Here is a 26,642-nt window from a genome sequence, read left to right on the forward strand (position 1 = left end):
GTTGGTCAAATCAGGAGCATTAACGGTGATTTGTGCGGTTGTATCAATGCTGCCGGGATCGGTAGCTGTAGCAGATTTTCCGGATACTGTTTCAACTGTTGCCGTAGCGGTATAAACGCCGTCAGCTAACGGAGTTACCGGCTCTACCGAATACTCACCGGTCTCACCTATGGTTGTCGAAACAGTTTGACTGCCCCCTTGGCTGTCAACTAAAACAACAGTTACCACGCTGCCTGGCTCTGCATTATTAACGGTGCCGGTAATTTCGGGGGTGTTGTCTGTAGTATTATCTGGTGCGTTAACGGTAATAACCGGTGCCTGATCCTCTGCCCCCCCGCTACTGCCGCCTGCCAATGCAGCCAATCCCGCCAGTGGCAATAATGCCAAGAGCCATAAGGGATTGGGCGCCCACAAAGCTGTAATGATTTCACCACCCAAAGCTTGGCCGGCCGCGACTTCTTCCGCCAGCATAGTAACCGCATCTGAAGTTTCCGTACTTTCCGGCACATACGGGTAGGTGTTACCGTTTTCATGAGTACCGACTAACAAACTGCCTTTGGAAGCACCGGTTTCCTTTGAATAATAGCCTTCTAAAATTAAGTCGGGATTGGCAATATCCGAACCTTCAAAAGCAACAGTCAAATCATTGCCCACACGTTTGGTCATGATGTTTTCGGGTGCGAACGATGTGGCATCTTCAATAAACTGATAGTTGACATCAGCTTGAGCCGGAATTCGTAATGCTTCGCCCGAGGCCGTCTGAAACTTTACGGTTTCCAAAGTTTTTTGGGCATTATTGATATTTAAAGTAATGTTTTTAGACATTTTATTCACCTTATAATGTTAAATTCAGTTTATTTTTTTTCACCGTGCAGAATGACTTCCACACGACGGTTTGGTTGGTCGCATTCTTTGCGCGCTTGGGCGTTATTGGGGTGCTTTTTACGGCAGTCGTTAACCACCAATTCGCGCTCACCTTTGCCTTCGGCACTGATCAGCCTTCTGTCCAAACCGCTTTCGGCCAACACCTGTTTTACGGTTGAGGCGCGGTTAACGGAGAGCTTCTGGTTGTATGCGGAAGTACCGGACGGATCGGTATGGCCTACAACAGCGATACCGCGGATTAAATCAGGATTTTGTTTGATTTCTTCAGAAATGGCGGAAAGTTCCTGCTTGCCTTTGGGAAGCATGTTGCCGTAGTCATAGCGGTCGAATTTGAACAACGCCGAGGTTTTCAGGCTGTATTTTTTCAATACGACCGCACATTGTTCTTCGCTTATTACGCGTGAGAGCGTGTGGTTTTGACGGGGGATGTTCCGCATTTCGGCTTCGGCCTGCTCGGGGGAGACTGCCTGCAATGCGGGATGGCCGTTACCGTCATCGACGATTTTAAAGAAAGATACCGCCGAATCGGGCAGGTTATAATAGTCGCCTGAGTTATGCTTGTTGCGGTAACCGGTATCGCTCTTGGTGAATTCTGCGTAAAATCGTTGGTTTTGCGCGCAAACGGTTTCCTGACGATAGGCATTCGGCTGCAACGATCCCGAATATTGGCCGTTTACGTAAATATTGACAGTCGGGCCGCTGACGGCATCGGCCTGACGGTAAAACACAACCGAAGAACGGTTATCCGGCACGGAAGTGCTGTAAGCTGCCTGTTTGGTGTCGATCCAGCTTTCTTTTTGGTGCGATGCACATCCGACTGCGGCAAGCGGCAGTAAAACCCACAATAATTTACGATACTGAAACATCATTCGAACTCCTGATTAATTAAGCCGCCCGTTACGTTTTACGGCTTACCTGTTAAACATCCCCGCTGCTGCGGCCTGCCCCGCCGGATTCTCAAACGGCATAATACATGGCAATATTAAAATGATATACGCATTCATGATATATTTTCACCATTACATACCAACTGTTTTTTTTTATGTATAATAGGTATCTGATCAAGTTCCCGCCACTTTAGCCAATCCTTTCTTCTTAAAAAATAACATATTGAAAAATATACATATTTATAAATAAAATAAAATAAAATAAAAGCAACTCTAAATACCCACCTTATATACCATTATCATTTATACAACACTTCATATTTTTAAAGATAAAAAAGCATCAGCAGCCTCCCCTTCCCCGATCCACCTTTCTACTCAGATTTCCGTTAAAATAACGCTTTTTTCGCCCCTGCTTTTCTCTTCCATGCGCCTTACCCACATCAAACTTGCCGGCTTCAAATCGTTTACCGACCCCACCACCATTCATGTGCCCGGCCAACTGGTGGCCGTTATCGGGCCGAACGGCTGCGGCAAGTCCAATGTGATTGACGCCGTGCGCTGGGTATTGGGGGAAGCGTCGGCCAAGCAGTTGCGCGGCGAAAGTATGCAGGACGTGATTTTCAACGGCGCCGCCACCCGCCGCCCCGCACCGCGCGCTTCAGTTGAACTGGTGTTCGACAACAGCGACCACAGCCTTCAAGGTGCGTGGGGGCAATATGCCGAAGTGAGCATCAAGCGCCAGCTCACACGGCAGGGCGAATCCACTTATTTCATCAATAACCAAGTGGTGCGCCGCCGCGACATTACCGATTTGTTTTTGGGCACGGGTGTGGGCGCGCGCGGTTATGCAGTAATCGAACAGGGCATGATTTCGCGCATTATCGAAGCGCGGCCGGAAGAATTGCGTGCTTATATAGAAGAAGCGGCGGGCGTGTCGAAATACAAAGAACGCCGCAAAGAAACGGAAGGCCGTCTGAAAGATACGCGCGAGCACCTGCAACGTTTGTCCGACCTGCAAAGCGAACTGGTGCGCCAAGTGGAAAAGCTGGAAAAACAGGCCGAAACCGCCGAGCGTTATCAAACGCTCACCCGCCAACTTGCGCAGCAGCAGGATTTGCTCGACTATGTGCAATGGCAGCAATCGCTCGCCACCGCCGACAAAGCCACCGCCCAGCATCAAACCTTCCAGCAGCAGCAGGACGAAACCGCCGCGAAGATTCAAGCTTTGGGCGAAGCCGTGCACGCTTTGCAGGCTACCGAACAGATCCAGCAGCAAAATGTGCACGACATTAGCAACCAGCGCGGCGTATTGCGCGAACAGATTGCCCGCCTGGAAGAACAAATCCGCCACCGGCAAACCCTGCACCAGCGCATCGAGCGCGATAAAGCCGCCGCACAGGTACAACTTTCGCGTATCCACCAAGAGCAGCAGCAAATCCGCGCCCAACTTGAAGAAGCCGACATCCACATCGAAGAAAAACAAACCGAGCTGGCCGAAACCGCCATGCAGGTGGCCGAATACGAAGAACGCCTGCCCGAGCTGGAAGAAGCGCAGGCCACACTCAACACCGCCTACCAAAGCCAGCAGGACGAACACAACCGCATCAAACGCGAGCTGGCCCTGAAACAGCAGCAACTGGCCCACTCGCAACACACCCTGCAACAGCACGAAGCTCGCAAAGGCCGTCTGAAACAAGAAAGCCTCGCGCTCAACCTGCCCGACCGCAGCGATACCGAAGCCGCACAAGAGCAAGCCGCCCTGCTGCAAAATCAACAAGAGCATTACGAAGAACAACTGCTGGCCGCCGAAAACCGCCTGGCCGAATGCCAAACCCGTTTTCAGACGGCCTCGTCAAACCGGCAAACCCTGCAACAGCAGCACATCGCGCTCGAAGCACAGCAGCAGGCCTTGTCGCAACTCTTGGCGCAAGACGAAAACAGCGGCGGCGATTTCTGGCAGCACACCGATGCAGGCCAAGCCCCGCAACTCTGGCAGCACATCACCGCCCCCGCCGACTGGCAGCACGCACTCGGCGTGATACTGGCCGAACGCCTGCACGCCCGCGCCGTGCCTGCATCGTTCGCCCCACCCTCGCCGCTTCCCGAGGGCAGCGCCGCCTGGCTGGCCGACAACCTGTCCGGCGGGCTTAAGAAAACCCTGCCCGCCCCCGCCCTGCTTAACCAAATCCAAGCCAAAGCCCCGTTTCAGACGGCCTTGCACCATTGGCTCGACGGCGTATTGTGTGCCCCCGATTTGGATTACGCCCTGAGCCGCCAAGGCGACCTGCAACCCGGCCAGCTCTGGCTCACGCCCGAAGGCCACCGCATCGACCGCGTCAGCACCGTGCTGTATGCCCAAAACCGGCAGGACAACTTGATGGCGCGCAAAGAACGTTTGGACGAGTTAACCGCCGAACTCGGCACCCTGTCGCCCCGTCTGGCCGATGCCGAACAACAGCTCGCCCAAAGCAAAACCGAGTTAGCAGCCGCCGAAACCCACCATAAAAACCTGCTGCAACAGCAAAAACAGCACAACCGGCAATACCAGCAGGCACAACAGCGCGCCGCCGAAATGCTCGCCCGCACCAACCAAGGGCAAATCCGCCGCGAACACATCGAGCGTGAACTGGCACAACTCGAAGAAGAACAAACCTTGCTCGGGCAAACTTCAGACGGCCTGCAAGACGACATCGCCACCCTCACCGAAGCCGCCGCCGAACTCGAACACCAACAGCACAACACCGGCGGCAGCCGCCAAGAACAGCAAGGCCGTCTGAAACAGGCCCAGCTCGCCCTTTTGGAAGCCAACCGCCAATACGGCCTCGCCGAAGTGGCCGTGCACAAACTGCAACAGCAAAAACAACATTTCCAACAACAGCTTAACCGGCTCGAACAACAAACCTTAGATTGGCAGGAACGCCAGTCCGAACTCGCGCTGGCTTATGAGGCCGAAACCCAAAACGACGAACAGCACGCCCAATTGAGCGAGCTGGGCGAAGCCGTGCAAACGCTCGACGAACAACACCTCGCCATGCAGGACCAACTCGCCACCACCCAAGCACAGGGCCGCGAGCAATACGCCCAACAGCAGGCGCTGCAAAGCAAACTGCCGCAATTGCAGGCCGCCACCCAAACCGCCCTTCTGCAACAGCAGGAAGCCCTGATTAACGCCAAACGCTTCCACCAAAACCTCACCGAACGGGAAGCCGACATCGAATCGCTCGAAAAACTGGCCGCCGCATCGGGCAACCTGAAAGCACTCGGCAACGACATCGGCAGTCTCACCCAACAAATCGAAGCCCTCGGCGCCGTCAACCTCGCCGCCCTGCAAGAGCTGGAAGAAGCCCGCGAACGCGACGGCTACTACCGCGGCCAAAGCGAAGACGTGCAGGCAGCCATCAACCTGCTCGAAGAAGCCATCGCCCAAATCGACAGCAAAACCAAAGAGCGTTTCAAAGCCACTTTCGACGCCGTCAACGAAAAAGTACAAACCTTTTTCCCCACCCTGTTCGGCGGCGGCGAAGCCACCCTGCACATGATAGGCGACGACCTGCTCACCGCAGGCGTATCCATCATGGCGCGCCCGCCCGGCAAGAAAAACAGCACCATCCACCTGTTGAGCGGCGGCGAAAAAGCGCTTACCGCCATGAGTTTGGTATTCGCCCTCTTCAGCCTCAACCCCGCCCCGTTCTGCCTGCTCGACGAGGTGGACGCCCCGCTTGACGATGCCAACACCAGCCGCTTCTGTAATTTAGTGAAAGAAATGTCGGCGCAAACCCAGTTTCTCTATATTTCGCACAACCGCCTCACCATGGAAATGGCCGAACAGCTCATCGGCGTAACTATGCAGGAAAAAGGCGTGTCGAGGATTGTGGCGGTGGATATCCGGCAGGCGCTGAGCATGGCCGAGCCTGCTGCATAGATGCATCCGGATCGTTTTTCTGATCTGGTATACGGGGAAACTAGGAACCTGCCGAACTTTCAAATCCGCAAGGCCGAGGCCGTCTGAAACATTTGAATACCGTTACTCCTGCTTCCACGGAAATAACGGTATTCAGGTTCTTCTTATAGCGGATTTGATTACTTCGACACAAGGCAGCAAACCGCAGGCAGTACAGACAGTACGAAACCGGTTCTGTTGCCGGTTACCGCTTCAGCGGTTTACAAAACCGTTCTCTTTGAGCTAAGGCGCAGCAACGCTGTACTGTTTTAAATTTAAGCCGCTATACAAAGATATCAAGGTAAAAAAATCAAACCGTCTGAAAAACTGTTGCCCCAACAACTTTTCAGACGGCCTTTCCAACAAAAATACAGCCAACTTTCTTTAAGCACCCGCCACTGTCATGCTTTCCACCAGCACCGAGCCGATTTTGTTCGGCGAACGCGGCAGCGCGTCGTCCGCCGCGCCGGCAATGTTGAGATACATATCCTGCAAACGTCCGGCAATGGTGATTTCTTCCACCGGATAGGCAATCACGCCGTTTTCCACCCAAAAACCGGCCGCGCCGCGCGAATAGTCGCCGGTAAGCATATTTACGCCCTGCCCCATCAGCTCGGTTACCAACAGGCCCGTGCCCATGGCTTTGAACAGGTCGGCCTGCGAAGCGTGGGTGTGGTTCAGATAAAGGTTGTGCGCACCGCCGGCGTTGGCGGTGGTTTGCATGCCGAGTTTACGCGCACTGTAACTGCTTAAAAAATAACCCTGCACCACGCCGTTTTCCAGCACGAAGCGCGGTTGTGTCGCCACGCCTTCGGCATCGAAATAAGTGCTGCCGAAAGCGCGCTTAATGTGCGGCTCTTCGCGCAGATTAAGAAAACCGGGCAGAATCTGTTTGCCGAGGCTGTCGGTAAGGAAGCTGCTTTGGCGGTATAGCGCACCGCCGCTCAAGCCGCCGATTAAATGGCCGATCAACCCACCCGCCACGGTGGCGTCAAACAATACGGGATAGCTGCCGGTGGGGATGCTTCGCGCACCCAAACGGCGCACGGTGCGCAATGCGGCGGTGCGGCCTATGCTTGCGGGTGTATCCAAATCGGCGTGGCGGCAGGAAGCGTCGTACCAATAATCGCGCTGCATACCGTTTTCACCGGCGGCCACCACGCTGCACGAAAGGCTGTGGCGCGTGCCTTGCTGGTGGGCTGAAAAGCCGTGCGAATTGCCGTAAACATATTGGTAATGGCCGGTTTGCACACCCGCGCCTTCCGAATTGCTGATGCGTTTATCATAGTCAAGCGCGGCCTGTTCGCATTGTTTGGCGAGGTTCACAGCCTCCTCAGCGGGCAAATCCCACTCGTGGTATTTGTCTAAATCGCCGATATGCCGCGCCATCAGGCCGGCGTCGGCCAAGCCCGCACACTCGTCTTCAGCTGTGTAGCGGGCGATATCCACGGCGGCGCGCACTGTGTCGCGCAGCGCCTGAGGCGAGAAATCGGCGGTGCTGGCGCGGCCTTTACGCCGGCCCGCATACACGGTGATGTCGAGCGATTTGTCCTGCTGGTATTCAATCTGCTCGATTTCACCCAAACGCACGTTCACACTTTGGCCTAGCGATTCGCTCAAATCGGCTTCGGCGGCGGTGGCCCCCTGCTGCGCGGCAAGCTGCAAAACCTGTTCGCAAAGCGACAACAGATCGTTTTTACTATGGTTGAACATATATCTGCCTGTTGAAAAGTCTGCGGTATTTTAACCGTTTTCAGACGGCCTTAGTTAAATTACGCCTATCGCAAAGATAGTGCGGCGGCTTATGCTAAAATGCCCCGATTGTTTCAACGGATGAAAAATAATGAGCAGCAACGAGCAAGAATGGGTAAGTAAAACCCAGATGAAAAAACAGATGGACAACCTGCAAGACCTCGGCATGCAGTTGACCAAACTTTCCGCCGACACGCTGAAAAAAATCGGTTTGCCGGAAGATTTATACGAAGCCGTGCTGGCCTATAAAAAAATCACTTCCAACGGTGCCATCAAGCGTCAGGCGCAATACATCGGCCGTCTGATGCGCGACACCGACCCCGAGCCCATCGAACGCTACCTTGCCAAGCTGCGCGGCGACAACGCCGCCCACAACGCCTTTCTGCAACGGGTGGAACAGGCGCGCGACCGCCTGATTGCGGGCGACGACGCACTCACCGCCTTTATCGCCGACTATCCGCATGCCGATGCGGGCAAACTGCGCACGTTAATCCGCAACACCCGCAAAGAGCAGGAGCTGAACAAACCGCCGAAAAACTTCCGCGCCCTGTTTCAAGAAATCAAAGCCGTAATGGACGGTGTATCCGCAAGTTCGAACGATACCTCCGAAATAGAGGGAGAGTAACCCATGCGGGCAAAAACGGCCCGGGCTAAGCGGACGGTAAAACTCTGACCCGGATATTTTCGATATTCCTACGTCCGGTTCTGCAGCAATACATTTGATATAAGTCCAGAGGCCGTCTGAAACACTTAAAATATTCAACAAATCCATCAATCCAAAATAAAAATCCCTGTCCGAAAACAGGGATTTTTATAATACAAAACAGATAAAGAAAATCAGCGTTTTGAAAATTGTTTGGCGCGGCGGGCTTTGCGCAGGCCGGGTTTTTTACGCTCGACTTCACGGGCATCCCGGGTAACGAAACCGGCTTGCGACAGAGCGGGTTTCAGTGCTGCATCGTAGTCGATCAGTGCACGGGTAATGCCGTGGCGGATAGCACCGGACTGACCGGTTTCGCCGCCGCCGGTTACGTTGACTTTGATATCGAAAGCTTCGGCATTTTCAGTCAGAACCAAAGGTTGGCGAACCACCATGCGGCTGGTTTCGCGTGCGAAGAATTCGTCAACGGGGCGGCCGTTTACAATAATCCGGCCGGTGCCTTTTTGCAGAAATACACGAGCCACTGAACTTTTGCGGCGGCCTGTGCCGTAGTAGTATTTACCGTTCATGTCGTGTCCTTAGATTTCCAAAACTTTGGGTTGTTGGGCTGCATGGCCGTGCTCGGAACCGGCATACACTTTCAGTTTTTTGATCATGGCGTAACCCAATGGGCCTTTGGGCAGCATGCCTTTAACGGCTTTTTCCAAAACGCGTTCGGGGAATTTTTCCTGCATTTCGGTGAAGTTGCGCTCATAAATACCGCCGGGGAAGCCCGAATGGCGGTAGTATTTTTTATCAAGGGCTTTATTGCCGGTTACACGCAGTTTGTCGGCATTAATCACGATAATATAATCGCCGGTGTCAACGTGGGGAGTATATTCAGGCTTGTGTTTGCCGCGCAGGCGGCGGGCGATTTCTGCGGCCAGGCGGCCCAAAACTTTGTCTTGGGCATCAACCACAAACCACTCGCGCTTTACTTCATGCGGCTTGGCTGAAAAGGTTTTCATAAAGGGTAATCCAAACAGATATAGAAAGCTGCCGATTTTATAGAGGATTATTACGGCTGTCAATCTGATTCAGGCTTCTTTTGTCAAGACGGCTGCCCGGAGGGGAAATCAGGCGCATCAATGCAGGCAGGGTGTTGTTTTTGAAACGCACGCGCTGAAATGCGGTTCGATTTTAATCAGCCACTTTGTATTGCACCCGCTCTGCCACAGCCTCGCGCAAGGCGTCCAAACCCAGGTTTCCGGTAACCGAAACGTTCACTGCCACCGCCCTGCCCTGCGTGTCGCGCAATACACCGGCGGGGCGGTTGTTGTCGGGCAGCAGGTCGATTTTGTTGTATACCACCAGCTGCGGCACTTCGTGGGCGCCGATTTCTTCAAGTACGGCATTCACATCGTCCATCTGCCGCTCGAAATCCGGGTGGGCGGCATCGACAACGTGCAAAAGCACATCGGCCAATGCGGTTTCTTCAAGCGTGGCCGAAAAAGCCGACACCAGCTTGTGCGGCAAATCGCGCACGAAACCTACCGTATCGGTGAGAATCACGCTGGTTTGACGGTTGAGGTACAGGCGGCGGGCAGTGGTGTCGAGCGTGGCGAAAAGCTGGTCTTCCGCCAACACGTCGGCTTTGGTTAAACGGTTGAACAGGCTGGATTTTCCGGCATTGGTATAACCCACCAGCGCAAAAGTTTTGATATTGCCCTGCATACGCGCCTTGCGGCGGGTAGCGCGCTGTTTCTGCACGTTATGCAGCTGCTTTTTCAGCGCGGTGATTTTTTGGTTGATGAGGCGGCGGTCGGTTTCGAGCTGGGTTTCGCCCGGCCCTTTCAAACCGATACCGCCTTTCTGGCTTTGCAGATGGCCGTAGCCGCGCACCAGGCGCCCGCTCAGGTGGCTGAGCTGCGCCAGCTCTACCTGCAATTTACCCTCTTGCGACTGCGCGCGTTTGGCGAAAATCGCCAGAATCAGGCCGACACGGTCGAGCACGCGGCATTGCAGCACCCGCTCCAGATTGCGCTCCTGCGTGGGGCTGAGTTCGTGGTTGAACACCACCAGTTCGATATTGTGCTGCCGCACGGCTTCGGCCAGCTCCTCCGCCTTACCGGTGCCCACAAACAAAGCGGTGTGCGCTTTGTCGCGCTTGGCGGTTTCGGTGCGCACCAAGTCGCCGCCTGCGGCCCGCACCAGTTCGGCCGCTTCGTTTAAAGCCGCCTGAAACGCCTGCTCGCGCAACTCGTTGGCGCCGGTATAGTCGGCGCTGAGCATCACGCCCGCCAGCATCACGCGCTCGGGCTTTTCAAGGGATTTGTCGATTTGGAACAGGGTGGGTTTGCTCACTGCGCAGGCTCCGTTGGTCGTTTTTTTCAGACGGCCCGAAGCCTATTGCGCCCGTGGCACTTTGTTAAACAGCCGGTAAAAATTTTCGGTGGTGGTTTCGGCGATGCGCTCCGGTGTTTCACCACGCAACTGCGCCACAAAATCGGCGGTGTATTTCACATAAGCCGGTTCGTTGGGCTTGCCGCGTTTGGGCACGGGAGCGAGAAAAGGCGCATCGGTTTCCACCAGTATGCGGTCGGCAGGCACATATTTTGCCGCCGCCTGAATATCGGGGGCGTTTTTAAAGGTAACGATGCCGGAAAACGAAATATAAAAGCCCAAATCCAGCGCAGCTTTGGCTACTTCCACGTTTTCGGTGAAGCAATGGATAACGCCTGCGTGCGCCTGATGCTCGCGCAACAGGCGTATGGTGTCGGCAGCCGCATCGCGGGTGTGCACCACCAACGGCAGCCCGCTTTGGTTGGCGGCAAGGATATGGCAGACAAAACGCTGGTGCTGCCATGCCAAATCGCCTTTGCACCAGTGATAATCTAAGCCGGTTTCGCCTATGCCCACCACTTTCGGGTGTCGCGCATGGTGCGCCAATTCTTCTACCGTAAACTCTTCGGCGTCTTCCCGGTCGGGGTGTACGCCCACGGTGGCGAAAATATGGTCGTTGGCCTCGGCAATCGCCAGCACTTCGGCAAAGCTCTGCCGGCTCACGCTGATCGCCAGCGCCTGCCTGACTTGGTTTTCAGCCATATTGGCAAACACTTCGGACAGGCGGCTGCTTAGGCCGTCGAAATTGAGATGGCAGTGGGAATCGACTAAATACATGATATTGTTTTAATAGGCTATATAAAGTATCGAAGCCGTCTGAAAAACAATGCGGGCTTTCAGACGGCCTTCGGCATCCGGTTATTCGTAATAAGTAAACTTCGCCCGTTTCACATGGCAGAGTAGTTCGTAGGCAATGGTACCGGCGGCTTTGGCCACTTCATTCACATTCACCACATCGCCCCACAGCTCGACTTCGTTGCCTATGCCTTCGTGCGACACATCAAGCTCCACCGTCATCATATCCATCGACACGCGGCCGATAAGCTGGCTGCGGTGGCTGCCGATGGCAACGGGCGTGCCGTTGGGGGCATGGCGCGGATAGCCGTCGGCATAGCCGCAGGCAATCAGGCCCACACGGGTGGACTTTTTGGTGTAGAACGCCGCGCCGTAGCCCACCGGTGAATGCGGCTGCAACACCCGCTCGCCGAACACGCGCGTGCTCAGGCGCATCACGGGTTTCAAACGGCTGTCGGTGTGGCCGAACGGGCAGGCGCCGTAAAGTGCGATGCCCGCCCTACCCCAATCGCGGCGGGCGGCAGGATAGCGCAGCATGGCGGCGGAATTGGCCAGGCTCTCTTCGCCCGCCAAACCCTCGCAGCCCAAATCAAACGCCTCGATCTGCATTTCGGTCATGGCGTTGTCGGCTTCGTCGGCACAGGCGAAGTGGCTGAATTTCACAATGCTGTCAACATTTCGGCTCTGCTTCAGCGCCGTATAGGCGGCAGCGTAGTTATGCGGGAAGAAGCCGGCGCGGTGCATCCCCGAATCCATTTTCAGCCATACTTTCACGGGTTGCTGCCATGGGTGGTGCAGCAGCGCTTCAAGCTGCCATTGGCTGCACACGGCAGGCCACAGGCGGTGGCGGTCGGCCTGTTCGTATTCTTTGGCTTCAAACACGCCTTCCAACAGCAAAATCGGGTTTTCGATGCCGTGTTCCCGCAACTGCACCGCCTCTTCCACGCCCGCCACGGCAAAACCGTCGGCCAAATCCGCCAGCGCGTGCGCGCACCGCACCGCACCGTGGCCGTAGGCATCGGCCTTCACCACCGCCAACAGTTTGCCGCCGTGGATGTTTTTTAAGGTTTGATAATTGTGGCGCAGGTTTTCAAGGCGGATTTGGGCATTTAGCGGACGCATTTTCAGAATATCCTTTACGGCAGGGTTGGCAGGCATTGGTTAAAGGCCGTCTGAAAACGGCGCTTTTCAGACGGCCTGTTGTTTGAAGAAACGGATTATAGGCCGATCGGGGCGGTTTTTAAATATACACCTATGCCGAAACATTAGGGAGTGTAGTCAGAAAGCGTTGCGGCGGTATTTTTGGTCAAAATCCGCATCTGCGGCGTTAGGTAGCGTAGCGGACTTGCGAAGCTAAAATGCTCGCAAGATGTCCAATCTTGCTGCGCTTTTTGCCTTGCATCTGCGGATTTTTCCTCAAAAAACCGCTTCACAAGCCTTCTGACTACACTCCCTAATCTTTCAAACGCATTTCCGCCGCACGGGCATGGGCGGTGAGCCGTTCGCCGTGTGCCAATATGCTGGCGGTTTTGCCCAGTTTTTGCGCGCCGTGTTCGGAAACCTGAATCAGGCTGGTGCGTTTTTGGAAATCGTATGTGCCCAAGGGCGAGGAGAAGCGGGCGGTGCGGCTGGTGGGTAAAACGTGGTTCGGCCCCGCGCAGTAGTCGCCCAAACTTTCGCTGGTGTATTTGCCCATGAAAATCGCACCGGCGTGGCGGATTTTTTGCGCCCATACTTCGGCGTTTTCAACCGACATTTCCAAATGCTCGGGCGCGATGTAGTTGGCCACTTCGCAGGCTTCGTCCAAATCGCGCGCCAAAATCATGGCGCCTCGGTTGGCGAGACTGGCTTCGATGATGTCGCAGCGCGGCATTTCCTCCATCAGTTTGTTCATGGCCGTCTGAACTTCGTCCAAATAATCCTGCGACGTGGCGATTAAAATGGCTTGCGCGATTTCGTCGTGTTCGGCTTGGCTGAACAAATCCATCGCCACCCATTCGGCGGGCGTGGTGCCGTCGGCAATCACCAGAATTTCAGACGGCCCGGCCACCATGTCGATGCCCACCACGCCGAACACGCGGCGTTTGGCGGCGGCCACGAAGGCGTTGCCCGGCCCCGTGATTTTATCCACCTGCGGCACGGTTTCGGTGCCGTAGGCCAAGGCTGCCACCGCCTGCGCGCCGCCGACGGTAAACACTTTGGTGACACCCGCCACATAAGCGGCGGCCAAAACGATGTCGTTGCGCTCGCCTTTTGGTGTAGGCACGACCATGATGATTTCCTTCACACCGGCCACATGTGCGGGCATGGCGTTCATGATGACCGAACTCGGATACGCCGCCTTGCCGCCAGGCACATAAATGCCCACACGGTCGAGCGGGGTGATTTGCTGACCCAAGAGCGTGCCGTCTTCATCGGTATAGCTCCACGACTCCATTTTTTGGCGTTGGTGGTAGCTTTCCACACGTTTGGCGGCGGTTTGCAAGGCAGTCTGAACGTTTTCGGGAATGCGCCCGAACGCGTTTTTCAAGTCTTCTTGCGTGAGGGTTAAATCGGCCATACTTTGCGCCGCCATACTGTCGAATGTGTTGGTGTACTCAACCAAGGCCGCATCGCCGCGCTTTTGCACATCGGCGCAGATGTCGGCGACAATCTGGTCGATTTTCGGGTCTTGCGCGGTTTCAAAGGCAAGCAGGGCTTTGAGTTCGGATTGGAAATCGGGGGATTGGGTGGAAAGGTGTTTCATCTCGGGCTTTCTTTATGGATGTGAGGAATATTTTTTCAGACGGCCTTTATTGTAACGCTTTTTAAGCCATCCATGCCGTCTGAAAAAAGGTTTGCGGCGGTAGGCATCACGCTGAATTCCGCTGTTTATGCGCATCGCCCCATGCCTTCAGCGCCGTTACCGCTTCGTGCAGGGTTTGGCCGTATTCGGTCAGGCGGTATTCCACGCGCGGCGGCACTTCGGGGTAAACGGTGCGGCTGATGATGCCGTCTTGTTCCAACGCGCGCAGTTGCGCGGTGAGCGTGCGTTGCGACACGTCGGGCAGGATGCGGCGGATTTCGTTGAAGCGCAGCACTTCGTCGGCAAACAGACGGTAGAGGATGGTGCCTTTCCATTTGCCGCCGATGACGGCCAGCGCGGCTTCCACCGAGCAGCCTTCGGCGCAGTCGAATGTTTGGTGCGGGATTTTGCTCAAAATTGCGTTTCCTGGGTTGGCCGGCCAACAAGGCCGTCTGAAAATGAAGGTGTCCGTTGCAGGTATCTTTTAAGTAACCATCTGAAAAATAAGTGCCTTCTTGTGCGAAAACATTTCAGACGGCATGATAGCGTCTTTTCAACCCTGTGTGGAGACTTATCATGAAAGCCATCGGTTTCAACCGCCCCTTGCCGATTTCCAATCCCGACAGCCTGCTCGACATCGAGCTGCCCGAACCCGAATTGCGCGAGCGCGATATTCTGGTGGACGTGCGTGCCGTGTCGGTCAATCCGGCCGATGTGAAAGTGCGTGCATCGCACCGGCCCGCCGAGGGCGTACACCGCATTCTCGGCTGGGATGCCGCAGGTGTGGTCACCGCGGTCGGCAGCGGCGTGCAGCATTTTCAGGTAGGAGACGAAGTGTATTTTGCCGGTGCCATCAACCGTCAGGGCGCGTATGCCGAACGTGTGGCGGTGGACGAACGCATCGCCGCGAAAAAGCCGCGCAGCCTGAATTTTGCCCAAGCCGCCGCGCTGCCGCTTACCGCCATTACCGCCTGGGAAACGCTGTTCGACCGCTTGGATGTGCGCAAGCCCGTGGCCGGTGCCGCTAACGCGCTCGTGATGATTGGCGGCGCGGGCGGTGTCGGCTCGATTGCCGTGCAGCTTGCCAAACAATTAACGGATTTAACCGTGATTGCCACCGCATCGCGCCCCGAAAGCCAGACATGGTGTCAAGAAATGGGCGCGGATTTTGTCATCAACCATCATCAAAATATGGCAGAGCAAATTGCCGGCCTCGGCATCGGCGCGCCTGCGTTTGTGTTTTCCAGCAACCACACCGACCGCCACCTGCCGCAAATTGTGGAGCTGATTGCGCCGCAGGGCCGCATCGCCCTGATCGACGACCCCGCCGTGCTGGATGCCAACCCGCTCAAAGGCAAAAGCCTGTCGATGCATTGGGAATTCATGTTCACCCGCCCCGTGCGCGAAACCGCGGATATGGCCGAACAGGGCAGGCTGCTGGCCGAAGTCGCGGCCTTGGCCGACAGCGGCAAAATCCGTAGCACGCTCACGCGCGAAATCTGCGGCATCACCGCGGCCAACCTGCGCCAAGCGCATGAAATGGTAGAACGCGGCGATATGGTGGGCAAGGTGGTGGTGTCGGCCTGAGCGCTTGCAAGACGGAGGCATCGGGTGGATCTGATGCCCGTCTGTATCTTTGTATTGAACGAAAAAACACAAAATACGGTTGTTGAAGATGGGCAGTCAGAGGCTTTTCAAAATTCCTGCCAATAAGCCACGACTACACTAAAAATCGTCATTAGCTGCACAAGTCCGCTGCGCCACCGCGCGCAGGCGGGCATCCATTGTGCAAAGGTCTCCATTAAACTGCCGTCAGCCGGTAAACCACGGTTTTATAGGATATCGGAGTCAGGCCGTCTGAACATTTTCAGACGGCCTGGCCAATCACATTGCTGCCCGAAACAGCATCTTAACCAAACTTGTCCGTGAGCAGAAAACTGCCGTCCAGCAAGGCTTTCACCGTTTCTCCATCTACCGAACCGTCGAGCCGCACGCTCAGCCAATGGGTTTTATTCATATGGTAGGCAGGCAGAAAACCCGTTTGCACGCGCAGGGTCTGCACCAAATCGGGCGCGGCTTTCACGTTCATCAGCGGAATGTCGCCGCTTCCGTCCAAACCGAGCCTGGCGGCGGCAATGTCCATCAGCACCGCAAACCACTTGCCGCTTTCGGCATGGCGCAAAACGGCGTAATCCGGGTATTTTTCCCACAGATACACAGGCTCGGTTTGATAGCGTTCGGCGGCATAATCGAGTACGGCTTGTCGGTTCACGGCGGTTCTTCCAAAGAGGTTCAGACGGCCTCAATCCTTGCTCACAAACCGTTTGTTCACTTTCACCCGTTCGCCGCGTCCTGCTTTCTTGATTTCCAGCCAGTCGCTGTAAATGGCGTGCACCAAGGCACGGTCGGTGTCGAAGCCGTAGTCGTGCGGGTTGATTTGCGCGGCGAGCTGTTTCAACACGTCGCTCAGGCGCGCCCAGCCTTCGGCATCGGCAACGGCATCGACGGCCTGCTGCACGAGGGGAATCACGCGGCTGAATTTGGGTTTGCCGTTTTTGGTTTTCTCGGGCTTGCGGGCAGGTTCGGGGGCGGCTGCGGTTTCTGCGTGTGCGGGTTGTGCGGCGGTTTCCGTATCCGACGGCGAACCGTGTTTTCCGTTTGCAGACGGCCTGTCCCGCCCGTCCTGCGTTGCGTTTTCCGGTTGGCGTTGCGCACGTTTGCGGTTGCGTCCTGCGGGTTTGGCGTCGGGCGCAGCGTTTTGCGGTTTGTTGTCGCCCGAGGCCGTCTGAACGTCGCTTTCGTTTTGGACGGCGGCATCGGCACTCTTGTTTTCTTTTTCAGACGGCCTGCCGTTTTTATCGTTGCGGCGCACTTGGAGCTGGTTGTTGTCGGTGCGGTGTTCGAAAATATCGAAGGATTTGATGAGTTCGGAAAGTTTGGCAAAGCCGTACAGGCGCGGGTCGAAATCGGGGTTGGTTTTGTTGATGTAGCTGCCGATGGGGCCGAGATTTGCCCAGCCCAAATCGTCGGCGTTTTCGCGCACGGCGCGTTTGATGAGCTTGAGCGCGTCGGTTTCGCTGCCGCTGCTGTCGGCCGAAGGTTTGGCTTTGCCGCCGTTTTTGTGTGTGCCGGAAGGCTGCTTTTCGGGGCGGAAGATTTCGGTGTACACAAATTTGTCGCAGGCTTTGCGGAAGGCTTCGGGTGTTTTCTTCTCGCCGAAACCGTAAACGGTCAGCCCGCTTTCGCGCAGGCGGCTGGCCAGGCGGGTGAAGTCGGAATCGCTGGATACGATGCAGAAGCCGTCGAAATTGCCGCTGTAAAGCAGATCCATCGCATCGATAACCAGCGCCATATCGGTAGCGTTTTTGCCTTTGGTGTAGGCAAACTGCTGCACGGGTACGATGGCATGCGGCAAAAGCGCGGCTTTCCATTTGGAAAGGCCGTGGCTCCAGTCGCCGTAAATGCGTTTGACGCTGGCGATGCCGTATTTGGCGATTTCTTCCAACAGGCGATCGATGATGTCGGCGGGGGCGTTGTCGGCATCGATTAAAACAGCGAGTTTTTTATCGGTGATGTTCATGGATTTCTTTAATTATCTTCAATTATCTTCAGACGGCCCCTGCAGCGACGGCGCCGGCAAAGGCATCGATTACGGGCTGGATGAGCGTGTGTTTCACTTTCAGCGCCGCCTTGTTTACCACCAAGCAACTGGAAATATCGCAAATATGTTCGACTGCTTCGAGATTGTTGGCTTTCAACGTGCCGCCGGTAGAAACCAAATCGACAATGGCATCGCTCAAACCCACCAGCGGGGCGAGTTCCATCGAACCGTAGAGTTTGATGATGTCTACATGCACGCCTTTGGCGGCGAAGTATTCGGCGGCGGTATCGGGATATTTGGTGGCCACGCGCAGGCGGCAGCCCGGCTGCGAGGCGGCGGCATAGTCGAAACCTTTAGGCACGGCAACCATCATGCGGCATTTGGCAATCTGCAAATCCAGCGGCCGGTAAAGGCCGTCGCCGCCGTGTTCGATCAATACGTCTTTTCCGGCAATGCCGAAATCGGCCGCCCCGTATTGCACATAAGTAGGCACGTCGCTGGCGCGTACAATCACCAGGCGGATATTGGGACGGTTGGTTCCGATAATCAGCTTGCGCGATTTTTCGGGGTTTTCTGCGGGCGTGATACCTGCGGCGGCCAGCAGCGGCAGGGTTTCGTCGAAAATACGGCCTTTCGATAAGGCGACTGTCAATTGGTTTTCTTGCATGTTTGTCGGGAATTATTGATGGTATAACGGTTTTCAGGCCGTCTGAAATCCTGTTCAGACGGCCTGATTCAGACGGCTAAGATTTTAACAAGATGCGGATATCGTCGGCAATCTGTTGTGCAGTATAGCCATAGGGCTCGAACACCGCCACCTCTCCGTTTTTGTCGAGCAGATAGGTGCCTGCGGAGTGATCCACCAGGTAAACCTTTTCGGACTGCTGCTGGGTTTTGGCCGACACGATGCGGTATTGCTGCTTGATCATGGGCAAATCCTGACCTTCAGTAGCGGTTACGCCGATAAAGCCGGGGTTGAACTGCCTCACATATTTGCCGATGAGCTCGGGCGTGTCGCGTTCGGGATCGACACTGGCAAACACCACCGCCACATTTTCTGCATCACTGCCGAGCTGCTTGAGCGTATCGCTGTATGTAAGCAGTTCGGTCGGGCAGACATCAGGACAGTGGGTATAGCCGAACGATAAAATCACAGCCTTGCCCTTGAGGCTGCTTAAATTGAACGGCTTGCCGTCCCCGCCGGTAAGAGTGAAGTCGCCGCCGATATCTTCTTTGCGCATATCGGTACCGTGAAAACCTGCCGCAGCAGCCACTTCGGCAGACGCTTTATCAGGTGCGGGCTGCGAAGCGTCTGACGGTGCGGCCTCCTGCGGTCCGCAGCCTGCCAGCAACGCCGCTGCAGCAACGGTAAACAGAAAATGGTGAAGGTTATGTTTGGACATGGCAGACTCCTGAAACAGGTTTGAACAAAGTTGTACGGCCATATTACCCTGTTTATCTGCATTTATGTTGCAAAAGCGTCTGTTTCAAATCAAAACAAACATGTTTTCCTAAAAACCCAAGCCTTAGGGGCTGGGGCTGTCGACATTCGACGCAACGGCGGTATTTTTGGCCAAAATACCCCGTCTGCGGCGTTAGGTAGCGTAGCGGACTTGCGAAGCTAAAATGCTCGCAAGGTGTTCAACCTTGCTGCGCTTTTTGCCTTGCATACGCGGTTTTTGCCTCAAAAAACCGCTTCGTCGGTTAAATGTCGACAGCCCCTAGGGTCTGATTTTTTAATTTTATTTATTTTCAACAGACTGCAAAAATCATTTCGGCAATGCTTTACAAAATTTTTTTTGCAACTATAATAACATCCTCTTCACCTGCCCAGGTGGCGAAATTGGTAGACGCAGGGGACTCAAAATCCCCCGCCGCAAGGTGTGTCGGTTCGAGTCCGACCCTGGGCACCAAAACCGCTTCAGGCGGTTGTTTTTTTACCCGCAACAACTGCTGTATTTCCGGGTATCCGTTTAAGAAAGAAGCTGCCGAACCCCATGTTTCGGCAGCTTTTCTCCATTCAGACGGCCCAAACCCTATCTGACTACCACATCGTTCGGCAAGTCGTCAGTAACGGCACTGCCGCTGCGCGGGAAATGTTCGGTTAAAACGGCATTCACTTCCTGCAGGCCGCTTTCCAAACCTTCTATGAACGCCCCGCGCTTAAACGCTTCGCGCATGGTTTCGCAAACGTGCCGCCATTCTTCTTCACCCACTTTGGCGGCGATGCCGCGGTCGGCCGCCACTTCGACGGCATGGTCGGCAAACGACACATACACCAGCACGCCGATATTAAGCTCGGTATCCCACACGCCTAACTCTCCGAACCATTGCCAGGCACGGGTGCGGGGTTGCAGGCCGCCCAACACGGCGCTACTCGGGTAGCGCGATTCGACCACAAAGCGTATCTGCCCTTGGTGGTGCTGCTCGGATTCGCCGATATGGCGGCTGATGCGCTGCAAATCGGCGGTGGGGAAATACCGCTCGACACGGGCGCGCGGGTGCAGCCAATGCTGCCATAAGCGTTTGAATTTGTTTTGTTCCATTACCAACCTCCCGATGCGCCGCCGCCGCCGAAACCGCCGCCGCCGCCGCTGAAACCGCCTCCGCCGAAGCCGCCGCTGCTCCAGCCGCCACCCCCGCGCGAACCGCCACTGAAGCCTCCTCCGCCGAAACCGCCGCCTCCCGAAATAAACGCCCCGCTGCCGATGATAAAGGCCAGCACCGCACCGACCACGGCGGCCAGCACGCCGATTGCCAGCCCCCAGCCGAACAGCACGGCAATGCCGAACATCACGCCGCCGGTAAGCAGGCTGCCCAGCGTACGCCCGAAGATGGCTTTAAAAAAGCCGCCGGCAAAAAACGGCAGGATAAACAGCAGAATCAGGCTGTCGCCGCCGCCCTCCCCGTTGCTTTCGTTCTGCGCTTCCGGCAGTTGTTCGCCGGCAATCAGTTTCTCAATCTGCACCACGGCGGCGCTGATGCCTTCGTCGGTTTTGCCTTCGCGCAGATAGGGGCGCAGAACATCTTCAAGAATGCGTTTGGCGTACACGTCGGGAATCGCGCCTTCCAGGCCGCGGCCTACGGCCAGATGGGTTTTGCGCTCGTCGCGCACCAACAGCAGCAGCACGCCGTCGCTGTGTTCCGCGCGGCCGATTTTCCATTGCTCCATCACGCGGGCAGAATAATCGAACGGGGTTTCCGGCTCGATTTTGGGCACGGTCAGCACCACAATCTGGCTGCCTTTTTCTCGGCTGTATTGCAGCAGATGGGCGTTGAGTTCCTGCCGCGCCTGCGGCTGCATCATCTGCGCCGTGTCCATCACGGGATCGGTAAGCTGGGGCACGGCGGCAAGCTCGGCGGCAAACAGCCACACGCTGGCCAGCAGCATGACGGCGAAAACGCCGGTTCGCTGTATTACGGATTGCATGGCTTTCCTTTCCAATCGTTTTTTCAGACGGCCTGCCGGCTCGGTAAGGCCGTCTGAAAAACTTTTGCTCCGACGGTGCCGGCAAAAAATGCTTTCAGACGGCCCAAACGTTAAAACTCGACTTTGGGCGCGGTGGATACGGCTTTTTCGTTTTCAACCGTAAACTGCGGGCGCGCTTTCATGCCGAAGATTTTGGCGGTGATGTTTTGCGGAAACTGACGCAGGGTGGTGTTATAAGTCTGCACCGCTTTGATGTAGTTGTTGCGCGCAAGCGTAACGCGGTTTTCCGTGCCTTCGAGCTGGGCTTGCAGGTCGCGGAAGTTTTGGTCGGCTTTAAGCTGCGGGTAGTTTTCGGAAACCACCAGCAGGCGCGACAGGGCGCTGCTCAATTCGCCCTGCGCCTGCGCGTATTGCTTGAGCTTTTCTTCGTTGGTTGCGTCGTCGGCAGTCATTTGGATGCTGCCTACTTTGCTGCGCGCGGCGGTAACTTCGGTGAGCACCTGCTCTTCGTGTTTGGCGTAACCTTTAACGGTGTTGACCAGGTTCGGAATCAAATCGGCACGGCGCTGGTATTGGTTGAGCACTTCCGACCAAGCCGCATTGGCCGCCTCGTCTTGCGTTTGCATGGTGTTGTAGCCGCAGCCGTTAAGGGCGAACAGCGAGGTGAATACGGCGATAATGGCCAGCCATTTTTTCAACATGGGGAGTCTCCGTGAAAAAAATAATTTAAAGGGTTTCAGACGGCCTGAAATTATCGGGGCCGTCTGAATCTGAAAATGTTAGGAGTATATAGAAAAGCACCTTGCCGAAAAACCCTGAGCGACAAACGGTTGTTGTACGCCTCAACCGTTTGCCGATACAATTACCGCCGATCACATCAACAGCTGACATTTATCTATGCAAAACAACACCGTGTTCGTTACCGGCGGCGCCGGCTTTATCGGCTCCGCACTTATCCGCCACCTGATTGAAAACACCGATACCAAAGTGGTGAATATCGACAAACTCACCTACGCAGGCAACCTGCAATCGCTGGAAAGCGTGGCCGCCAACCCGCGCTATATGTTTTCGCACACCGACATCTGCGACCGCGCCGCACTTGATGCGCTGTTTGCCGAACACCGGCCGCGCGGCGTGCTGCATCTGGCCGCCGAAAGCCATGTCGACCGCAGCATCACCGGCCCCGCCGCCTTTATCGAAACCAACATCGTCGGCACCTACACCCTGCTCGAAGCCGCGCGCCAATATTGGAACACGCTCTCCGAACAAGACAAGCCGCAGTTCCGCTTCCACCACATTTCCACCGACGAAGTGTTCGGCGACCTGCACGGCACCGACGATTTGTTTACCGAAACCACACCCTACGCGCCCAGCAGCCCCTATTCGGCCAGCAAAGCCTCCAGCGACCACCTCGTGCGCGCCTGGCATCGCACCTACGGCCTGCCCGCAGTGCTCACCAACTGCTCCAACAACTACGGCCCCTACCACTTTCCCGAAAAGCTGATTCCGCTGATGATACTGAACTGTTTGGCAGGCAAACCCCTGCCCGTTTACGGCGAAGGCAAACAAATCCGCGACTGGCTCTATGTGGAAGACCACGCCCGCGCCTTGTGGACGGTGTTCACCCGTGCCGAAAACGGCGAAAGCTACAACATCGGCGGCCATAACGAGCGGCAGAATATCGACGTGGTGCGCACCATCTGCGCCATTCTCGACGAAATCCGCCCCGTTGCCGGCAACCCCGCCGTGGCGGGCCGCATCGCATCGTATGCCGAACTGATCACCCACGTTGCCGACCGCCCCGGCCACGACGTGCGCTACGCCATCGACGCCGCCAAAATCGCACGCGACTTGGGCTGGAAGCCGCAGGAAACCTTTGAAAGCGGCATACATAAAACCGTGCAATGGTATTTGGACAACGAAAACTGGTGGCAGGCCGTGCTCGACGGCTCGTATCAGGGCGAACGTTTGGGCCTGGTATAAAAAACAGATGGTTTTCAGACGGCCTGTTACCGCACAAACATTTGAATACCCGAGGCCATCTGAAAAACAACGAAAAGAATAAATAAAAGGAACAACATGAAAGGCATTATTCTGGCCGGCGGCTCCGGCACCCGCCTCTACCCGATTACCCGCGGCGTGTCGAAACAACTGCTGCCCGTTTACGACAAACCCATGATCTACTACCCGCTCTCGGTGCTGATGCTCTCCGGCATCCGCGACGTGCTGGTCATCTCCACCCCGGAAGACATGAGCGGCTACCAACGCCTGCTCGGCGACGGCAGCGACTTCGGCATCCGCATCAGCTACGCCGTCCAGCCCAGCCCCGACGGCCTCGCGCAAGCCTTCCTCATCGGCGAACAGTTTATCGGCAACGACCGCGTGTGTTTGGTGTTGGGCGACAACATCTATTTCGGCGAACATTTCAGCAACAAGCTCGCGGCCGCCGTCTCACGCGAAAACGGCGCCACCGTGTTCGGCTACCAAGTGGCCGACCCCCAACGCTTCGGCGTGGTCGAGTTCGACGAAAACTTCAAAGCCGTTTCCATCGAAGAAAAACCCGCCAAACCCAAATCCAACTACGCCGTTACCGGCCTGTATTTCTACGACAACGACGTTATCCAAATCGCCAAACAGATCCGCCCCTCGCCGCGCGGCGAGCTGGAAATCACCGATGTCAACCAAACTTATCTCGCCCAAGGCCGTCTGAACGTAGAGCTGCTCGGCCGCGGCTTTGCCTGGCTCGACACCGGCACCCACGACAGCCTGCTCGAAGCCGCCCATTTCGTGCACACCATCGAAAGCCGCCAAGGCCTGAAAGTGGCCTGTTTGGAAGAAATCGCCTTTAAAAAAGGCTGGTTGACCGCCGACCAGCTCGAAGCCTGCATTCAGCCGCTGGCCAAAACCGGCTACGGCCGATACCTGCAAAAACTGCTCGAAAACCACCCGCGCGTTTAAAAATACCCGCAGAACAAAATTGTTAACAATATTTTGATCCAACCCGTTCAGACGGCCTGCCGTTTGCTTTATAATGACGCCGTCTGAAAATATTTTCTCATCCGGAGTATCATGCAGATTACCGATACCGTTATCCCCGACGTTAAAATCATCCAGCCCAAAGTGTTCGGCGACGAGCGCGGCTTTTTTCTCGAAACCTTCGAAAAAAACCGCTACCGCGAAATGCTCGGCATCGAAGCCGATTTCGTGCAAGACAACCACTCTCGCTCGCAAAAAGGCGTGCTGCGCGGCCTGCACTTCCAAACCGAAAACCCTCAGGGAAAACTGGTGCGCTGCGTGCGCGGCGAAGTGTTCGACGTGGCCGTAGACATCCGCCCCGACTCCCCCACTTTCGGCAAATGGGCGGGCGTGATTCTCAACGAAGAAAACAAAACCCAGTTTTGGATCCCCCCCGGCCTTGCCCACGGCTTCGCCGTATTGAGCGATACCGCCGACTTCGAATACAAATGCACCGATTTCTACAACCCCAAAGCCGAAGGCTGCCTGATTTGGAACGACCCCGCCGTCGGCATCGACTGGCCGCTGCAAAACCCGCTGCTCTCCGCTAAAGACCAGCAAGGCAAAACCCTGGAGGAACTGTTTAAATGAGAATTCTGCTTACCGGCTCCAAAGGCCAGCTCGGCCGCTGCTTCAAAGACCGCCTGCCCGAAAACTGGGAAATCATCGCCGCCGATTCGGCCACGCTCGACATCACCGATGCCGCCGCCGTGCTGAACATGGCCAAAAGCTTCCAGCCCGACGCCATCGTAAACGCCGCCGCCTACACCGCCGTCGACAAGGCCGAAAGCGAGAGCGATAAAGCTTTTACGGTAAACGGCACGGCCGTACACAACCTCGCCTCCGCCGCCCTTGCGGTAAAAGCCCGCTTTATCCATATTTCTACCGATTACGTTTTCAGCGGGCACAGCAAAACACCCTATACCGAAACCTCTCTGCCCGAACCCGCGAGCGTTTACGGCAAATCCAAACTCGCAGGCGAACTGCTCGCGCTGGCCGCCCACCCCGACAGCGTGATAATCCGCACTGCATGGGTGTTCAGCGAATACGGCAATAATTTCGTCAAAACCATGTTGCGCTTGGCCGCCGAGCGCAACGAGCTTTCGGTGGTGAGCGACCAAACCGGCAACCCCACCTACGCCGGCGATTTGGCACAAGCCATGATCGACATACTCCGCCGCCCCGCCGCACCGCGCGGCATCTACCACTTCTGCGGCGATTCACCCGTAAGCTGGTATGAGTTTGCCGAACGTATTTTTCAGACGGCCTCCGACCACAACCCGGATTTCAAAGCCCCCGTGCTGCACGCCATCGACACCGAAGCCTATCCCACCCCCGCACCGCGCCCGTCATACAGCGTGCTCGACTGCAATAAAATCCGCACCGGGTTGGATATCTCCCCATCCGACTGGCAAAAAGCTTTAAGCAAAGTGATCGGGCAATCGGCCGGATAAACGCCGGACGCCGGTCGGCGAAAAAAGCGAAAGGCCGTCTGAACAGTTTCAGACGGCCTGAGTTTATATCAAGATACATCAAAATCATTTCTGCGGCTGTTCCTTCCTCAATGCTTTAGGCAGCACAAACACAATATTCTCTTCCGCCCCGCCGCCTTCGCGCACGGTTTCGTGCCCCCAGCCCTGAATCGTGGCGATCACTTCTTTCACCAGCACTTCGGGAGCGGATGCTCCGGCAGTTACGCCCACGCTGTTTTTACCCTCGAACCATTCGCGTTTCAGATAGCCCGCATTGTCCACCATATAGGCGTCCACGCCGCGCAGGGCGGCCACTTCGCGCAGGCGGTTACTGTTGGAAGAGTTGGGCGAGCCGACCACGATCACAATGTCGCATTGCGCCGCCAGCTCTTTCACGGCTTCTTGGCGGTTGGTTGTGGCGTAGCAGATGTCTTCCTTATGCGGGCTGCGGATATGCGGAAAACGTGCCTGCAGGGCTTCGATGATGTCGCGGGTTTCATCCACCGACAAGGTTGTCTGGCTCACATGGGCGAGTTTTCCGGCATCGCGCACATCAAGATTGGCAACGTCTTCCACGGTTTCCACCAGCAGCATGCTGCCTTCGGCAAGCTGCCCCATCGTGCCTTCCACTTCGGGGTGGCCGGCATGGCCGATCATAATAATCTGGTAGCCCTGCGCATCGAGGCGGGCCACTTCTTTGTGCACTTTGGTAACCAGCGGACAGGTGGCGTCAAACACCTGAAAGCCGCGCTCGGCTGCCTCTTCCTGCACGGCTTTGGATACGCCGTGGGCGGAATAAATCAGCGTGGCGCCAGCGGGTACGTCGGCCAAGTCTTCGATAAAAACCGCGCCTTTTTCGCGCAGGTTGTCGACCACGAATTTGTTGTGCACAACTTCGTGGCGCACGTAAACAGGCGCGCCGAATTCTTCAAGGGCGCGCTCGACAATGCTGATGGCGCGGTCAACGCCGGCGCAGAAACCGCGCGGATTGGCTAAAAGTATGGTTTTCTGGGTCATGATGTGTTTTCTTTGTGCGG

The 26,642-nt window shown here is 56.0% G+C and carries 25 protein-coding genes and 1 tRNA gene; 8 read left to right on the forward strand and 18 right to left on the reverse strand.

The window, feature by feature from the left end:
* Positions 1–825: Ig-like domain-containing protein (locus Q3970_RS01500; protein WP_303098844.1), on the reverse strand; the 825-nt coding region annotated here is incomplete at its 3' end.
* A 29-nt stretch (positions 826–854) separates the two neighbouring features.
* The gene (locus Q3970_RS01505) at positions 855–1,754 is read right to left on the reverse strand and encodes an OmpA family protein (RefSeq protein ID WP_303098845.1); all 900 of its coding nucleotides are present in this window, start codon (positions 1,752–1,754) and stop codon (positions 855–857) included.
* 442 nt (positions 1,755–2,196) lie between these two features.
* Here Q3970_RS01505 and smc point away from each other — a divergent pair, with 442 nt between their 5' ends.
* Positions 2,197–5,694, forward strand: a complete 3,498-nt coding sequence (gene smc / locus Q3970_RS01510; RefSeq protein WP_303098846.1) for a chromosome segregation protein SMC — start codon at positions 2,197–2,199, stop codon at positions 5,692–5,694.
* 402 nt (positions 5,695–6,096) lie between these two features.
* Here the strand turns inward: smc and pmbA are convergent, their stop codons facing one another.
* Positions 6,097–7,425: a metalloprotease PmbA gene (pmbA, locus tag Q3970_RS01515; protein WP_303098847.1), complete on the reverse strand. Its 1,329-nt coding sequence runs from the start codon at positions 7,423–7,425 to the stop codon at positions 6,097–6,099.
* A 130-nt stretch (positions 7,426–7,555) separates the two neighbouring features.
* Between pmbA and yjgA the strand changes: the two genes are divergently transcribed.
* Positions 7,556–8,089, forward strand: coding sequence for a ribosome biogenesis factor YjgA (gene yjgA, locus Q3970_RS01520; RefSeq protein ID WP_303098848.1), 534 nt, complete (start codon positions 7,556–7,558; stop codon positions 8,087–8,089).
* Between the two features lie 212 nt (positions 8,090–8,301).
* Here the strand turns inward: yjgA and rpsI are convergent, their stop codons facing one another.
* The 7 genes from rpsI to Q3970_RS01555 form a co-directional block, all read right to left on the reverse strand.
* The gene (rpsI, locus tag Q3970_RS01525; protein ID WP_303098849.1) at positions 8,302–8,694 is read right to left on the reverse strand and encodes a 30S ribosomal protein S9; all 393 of its coding nucleotides are present in this window, start codon (positions 8,692–8,694) and stop codon (positions 8,302–8,304) included.
* 9 nt (positions 8,695–8,703) lie between these two features.
* Positions 8,704–9,132, reverse strand: a complete 429-nt coding sequence (gene rplM, locus Q3970_RS01530) for a 50S ribosomal protein L13 (protein WP_303098850.1) — start codon at positions 9,130–9,132, stop codon at positions 8,704–8,706.
* Between the two features lie 172 nt (positions 9,133–9,304).
* Positions 9,305–10,468: a GTPase HflX gene (gene hflX, locus Q3970_RS01535; protein ID WP_303098851.1), complete on the reverse strand. Its 1,164-nt coding sequence runs from the start codon at positions 10,466–10,468 to the stop codon at positions 9,305–9,307.
* A gap of 42 nt (positions 10,469–10,510) precedes the next feature.
* The gene (locus tag Q3970_RS01540) at positions 10,511–11,284 is read right to left on the reverse strand and encodes a TatD family hydrolase (protein ID WP_303098852.1); all 774 of its coding nucleotides are present in this window, start codon (positions 11,282–11,284) and stop codon (positions 10,511–10,513) included.
* 81 nt (positions 11,285–11,365) lie between these two features.
* Positions 11,366–12,424, reverse strand: coding sequence for an alanine racemase (alr, locus tag Q3970_RS01545; protein WP_303098853.1), 1,059 nt, complete (start codon positions 12,422–12,424; stop codon positions 11,366–11,368).
* A gap of 331 nt (positions 12,425–12,755) precedes the next feature.
* Positions 12,756–14,048 (reverse strand): histidinol dehydrogenase, encoded by a 1,293-nt coding sequence (hisD, locus tag Q3970_RS01550; RefSeq protein WP_303098854.1) that lies wholly within the window; start codon positions 14,046–14,048, stop codon positions 12,756–12,758.
* A gap of 106 nt (positions 14,049–14,154) precedes the next feature.
* Positions 14,155–14,502, reverse strand: coding sequence for a helix-turn-helix domain-containing protein (locus Q3970_RS01555; RefSeq protein WP_303098855.1), 348 nt, complete (start codon positions 14,500–14,502; stop codon positions 14,155–14,157).
* 161 nt (positions 14,503–14,663) lie between these two features.
* On the opposite strand from Q3970_RS01555, the gene Q3970_RS01560 reads away from it, so the two are divergent.
* Positions 14,664–15,674, forward strand: coding sequence for a zinc-binding alcohol dehydrogenase family protein (locus Q3970_RS01560; RefSeq protein WP_303098856.1), 1,011 nt, complete (start codon positions 14,664–14,666; stop codon positions 15,672–15,674).
* Between the two features lie 322 nt (positions 15,675–15,996).
* On the opposite strand, the gene Q3970_RS01565 is transcribed toward Q3970_RS01560, so the two are convergent.
* The 4 genes from Q3970_RS01565 to Q3970_RS01580 all read right to left on the reverse strand — a co-directional run bounded on the left by Q3970_RS01565 (position 15,997) and on the right by Q3970_RS01580 (position 19,091).
* Positions 15,997–16,359, reverse strand: coding sequence for an MmcQ/YjbR family DNA-binding protein (locus tag Q3970_RS01565; protein WP_303098857.1), 363 nt, complete (start codon positions 16,357–16,359; stop codon positions 15,997–15,999).
* A gap of 30 nt (positions 16,360–16,389) precedes the next feature.
* On the reverse strand, positions 16,390–17,667 hold the full coding sequence (locus Q3970_RS01570) for an NYN domain-containing protein (protein WP_303098858.1): 1,278 nt from the start codon (positions 17,665–17,667) through the stop codon (positions 16,390–16,392).
* Positions 17,668–17,695: 28 nt separating this feature from the next.
* Positions 17,696–18,355, reverse strand: a complete 660-nt coding sequence (gene hisG, locus Q3970_RS01575; RefSeq protein ID WP_303098859.1) for an ATP phosphoribosyltransferase — start codon at positions 18,353–18,355, stop codon at positions 17,696–17,698.
* Positions 18,356–18,431: 76 nt separating this feature from the next.
* Complete coding sequence (locus Q3970_RS01580; protein ID WP_303098860.1) at positions 18,432–19,091, reverse strand: SCO family protein; 660 nt, start codon at positions 19,089–19,091, stop codon at positions 18,432–18,434.
* Between the two features lie 425 nt (positions 19,092–19,516).
* Between Q3970_RS01580 and Q3970_RS01585 the strand changes: the two genes are divergently transcribed.
* A tRNA-Leu gene (locus Q3970_RS01585) sits at positions 19,517–19,601 on the forward strand.
* A 123-nt stretch (positions 19,602–19,724) separates the two neighbouring features.
* On the opposite strand, the gene Q3970_RS01590 is transcribed toward Q3970_RS01585, so the two are convergent.
* From Q3970_RS01590 to Q3970_RS01600, 3 genes are all read right to left on the reverse strand, one after another.
* On the reverse strand, positions 19,725–20,234 hold the full coding sequence (locus Q3970_RS01590) for a TPM domain-containing protein (RefSeq protein WP_303098861.1): 510 nt from the start codon (positions 20,232–20,234) through the stop codon (positions 19,725–19,727).
* Complete coding sequence (locus Q3970_RS01595; protein WP_303098862.1) at positions 20,234–21,118, reverse strand: YgcG family protein; 885 nt, start codon at positions 21,116–21,118, stop codon at positions 20,234–20,236. Before Q3970_RS01595 ends, Q3970_RS01590 begins: the two co-directional genes overlap by 1 nt.
* A gap of 110 nt (positions 21,119–21,228) precedes the next feature.
* Complete coding sequence (locus Q3970_RS01600; RefSeq protein WP_085365136.1) at positions 21,229–21,819, reverse strand: LemA family protein; 591 nt, start codon at positions 21,817–21,819, stop codon at positions 21,229–21,231.
* A 196-nt stretch (positions 21,820–22,015) separates the two neighbouring features.
* On the opposite strand from Q3970_RS01600, the gene rfbB reads away from it, so the two are divergent.
* From rfbB to rfbD, 4 genes are all read left to right on the forward strand, one after another.
* Positions 22,016–23,101 carry a dTDP-glucose 4,6-dehydratase gene (gene rfbB / locus Q3970_RS01605; RefSeq protein WP_303098863.1) on the forward strand — a complete coding sequence of 362 codons (1,086 nt, stop codon included), beginning with the start codon at positions 22,016–22,018 and terminating at the stop codon, positions 23,099–23,101.
* Between the two features lie 96 nt (positions 23,102–23,197).
* Entirely contained in the window at positions 23,198–24,076 is an 879-nt protein-coding gene (rfbA, locus tag Q3970_RS01610) for a glucose-1-phosphate thymidylyltransferase RfbA (RefSeq protein ID WP_303098864.1), read from the forward strand.
* Positions 24,077–24,187: 111 nt separating this feature from the next.
* Entirely contained in the window at positions 24,188–24,724 is a 537-nt protein-coding gene (gene rfbC, locus Q3970_RS01615; RefSeq protein ID WP_303098865.1) for a dTDP-4-dehydrorhamnose 3,5-epimerase, read from the forward strand.
* Positions 24,721–25,587 (forward strand): dTDP-4-dehydrorhamnose reductase, encoded by an 867-nt coding sequence (gene rfbD, locus Q3970_RS01620; protein WP_303098866.1) that lies wholly within the window; start codon positions 24,721–24,723, stop codon positions 25,585–25,587. Before rfbC ends, rfbD begins: the two co-directional genes overlap by 4 nt.
* Positions 25,588–25,671: 84 nt before the next feature.
* On the opposite strand, the gene ispH is transcribed toward rfbD, so the two are convergent.
* Positions 25,672–26,625, reverse strand: coding sequence for a 4-hydroxy-3-methylbut-2-enyl diphosphate reductase (ispH, locus tag Q3970_RS01625; RefSeq protein WP_303098895.1), 954 nt, complete (start codon positions 26,623–26,625; stop codon positions 25,672–25,674).
* Between the last annotated feature and the right edge of the window lie 17 nt (positions 26,626–26,642).

Source organism: Neisseria sp., assembly GCF_030530745.1.
GTDB lineage: Bacteria > Pseudomonadota > Gammaproteobacteria > Burkholderiales > Neisseriaceae > Neisseria.

Coding starts and splice junctions, on each gene's coding strand:
- Q3970_RS01505 (WP_303098845.1), bottom strand. CDS start 1,754: ATGATGTTTCAGTATCGTAAATTATTGTGGGTTTTACTGCCGCTTGCC.
- smc (WP_303098846.1), top strand. CDS start 2,197: ATGCGCCTTACCCACATCAAACTTGCCGGCTTCAAATCGTTTACCGAC.
- pmbA (WP_303098847.1), bottom strand. CDS start 7,425: ATGTTCAACCATAGTAAAAACGATCTGTTGTCGCTTTGCGAACAGGTT.
- yjgA (WP_303098848.1), top strand. CDS start 7,556: ATGAGCAGCAACGAGCAAGAATGGGTAAGTAAAACCCAGATGAAAAAA.
- rpsI (WP_303098849.1), bottom strand. CDS start 8,694: ATGAACGGTAAATACTACTACGGCACAGGCCGCCGCAAAAGTTCAGTG.
- rplM (WP_303098850.1), bottom strand. CDS start 9,132: ATGAAAACCTTTTCAGCCAAGCCGCATGAAGTAAAGCGCGAGTGGTTT.
- Q3970_RS01540 (WP_303098852.1), bottom strand. CDS start 11,284: ATGTATTTAGTCGATTCCCACTGCCATCTCAATTTCGACGGCCTAAGC.
- alr (WP_303098853.1), bottom strand. CDS start 12,424: ATGCGTCCGCTAAATGCCCAAATCCGCCTTGAAAACCTGCGCCACAAT.
- hisD (WP_303098854.1), bottom strand. CDS start 14,048: ATGAAACACCTTTCCACCCAATCCCCCGATTTCCAATCCGAACTCAAA.
- Q3970_RS01560 (WP_303098856.1), top strand. CDS start 14,664: ATGAAAGCCATCGGTTTCAACCGCCCCTTGCCGATTTCCAATCCCGAC.
- Q3970_RS01570 (WP_303098858.1), bottom strand. CDS start 17,667: ATGAACATCACCGATAAAAAACTCGCTGTTTTAATCGATGCCGACAAC.
- hisG (WP_303098859.1), bottom strand. CDS start 18,355: ATGCAAGAAAACCAATTGACAGTCGCCTTATCGAAAGGCCGTATTTTC.
- Q3970_RS01580 (WP_303098860.1), bottom strand. CDS start 19,091: ATGTCCAAACATAACCTTCACCATTTTCTGTTTACCGTTGCTGCAGCG.
- Q3970_RS01590 (WP_303098861.1), bottom strand. CDS start 20,234: ATGGAACAAAACAAATTCAAACGCTTATGGCAGCATTGGCTGCACCCG.
- Q3970_RS01595 (WP_303098862.1), bottom strand. CDS start 21,118: ATGCAATCCGTAATACAGCGAACCGGCGTTTTCGCCGTCATGCTGCTG.
- Q3970_RS01600 (WP_085365136.1), bottom strand. CDS start 21,819: ATGTTGAAAAAATGGCTGGCCATTATCGCCGTATTCACCTCGCTGTTC.
- rfbB (WP_303098863.1), top strand. CDS start 22,016: ATGCAAAACAACACCGTGTTCGTTACCGGCGGCGCCGGCTTTATCGGC.
- rfbA (WP_303098864.1), top strand. CDS start 23,198: ATGAAAGGCATTATTCTGGCCGGCGGCTCCGGCACCCGCCTCTACCCG.
- rfbC (WP_303098865.1), top strand. CDS start 24,188: ATGCAGATTACCGATACCGTTATCCCCGACGTTAAAATCATCCAGCCC.
- rfbD (WP_303098866.1), top strand. CDS start 24,721: ATGAGAATTCTGCTTACCGGCTCCAAAGGCCAGCTCGGCCGCTGCTTC.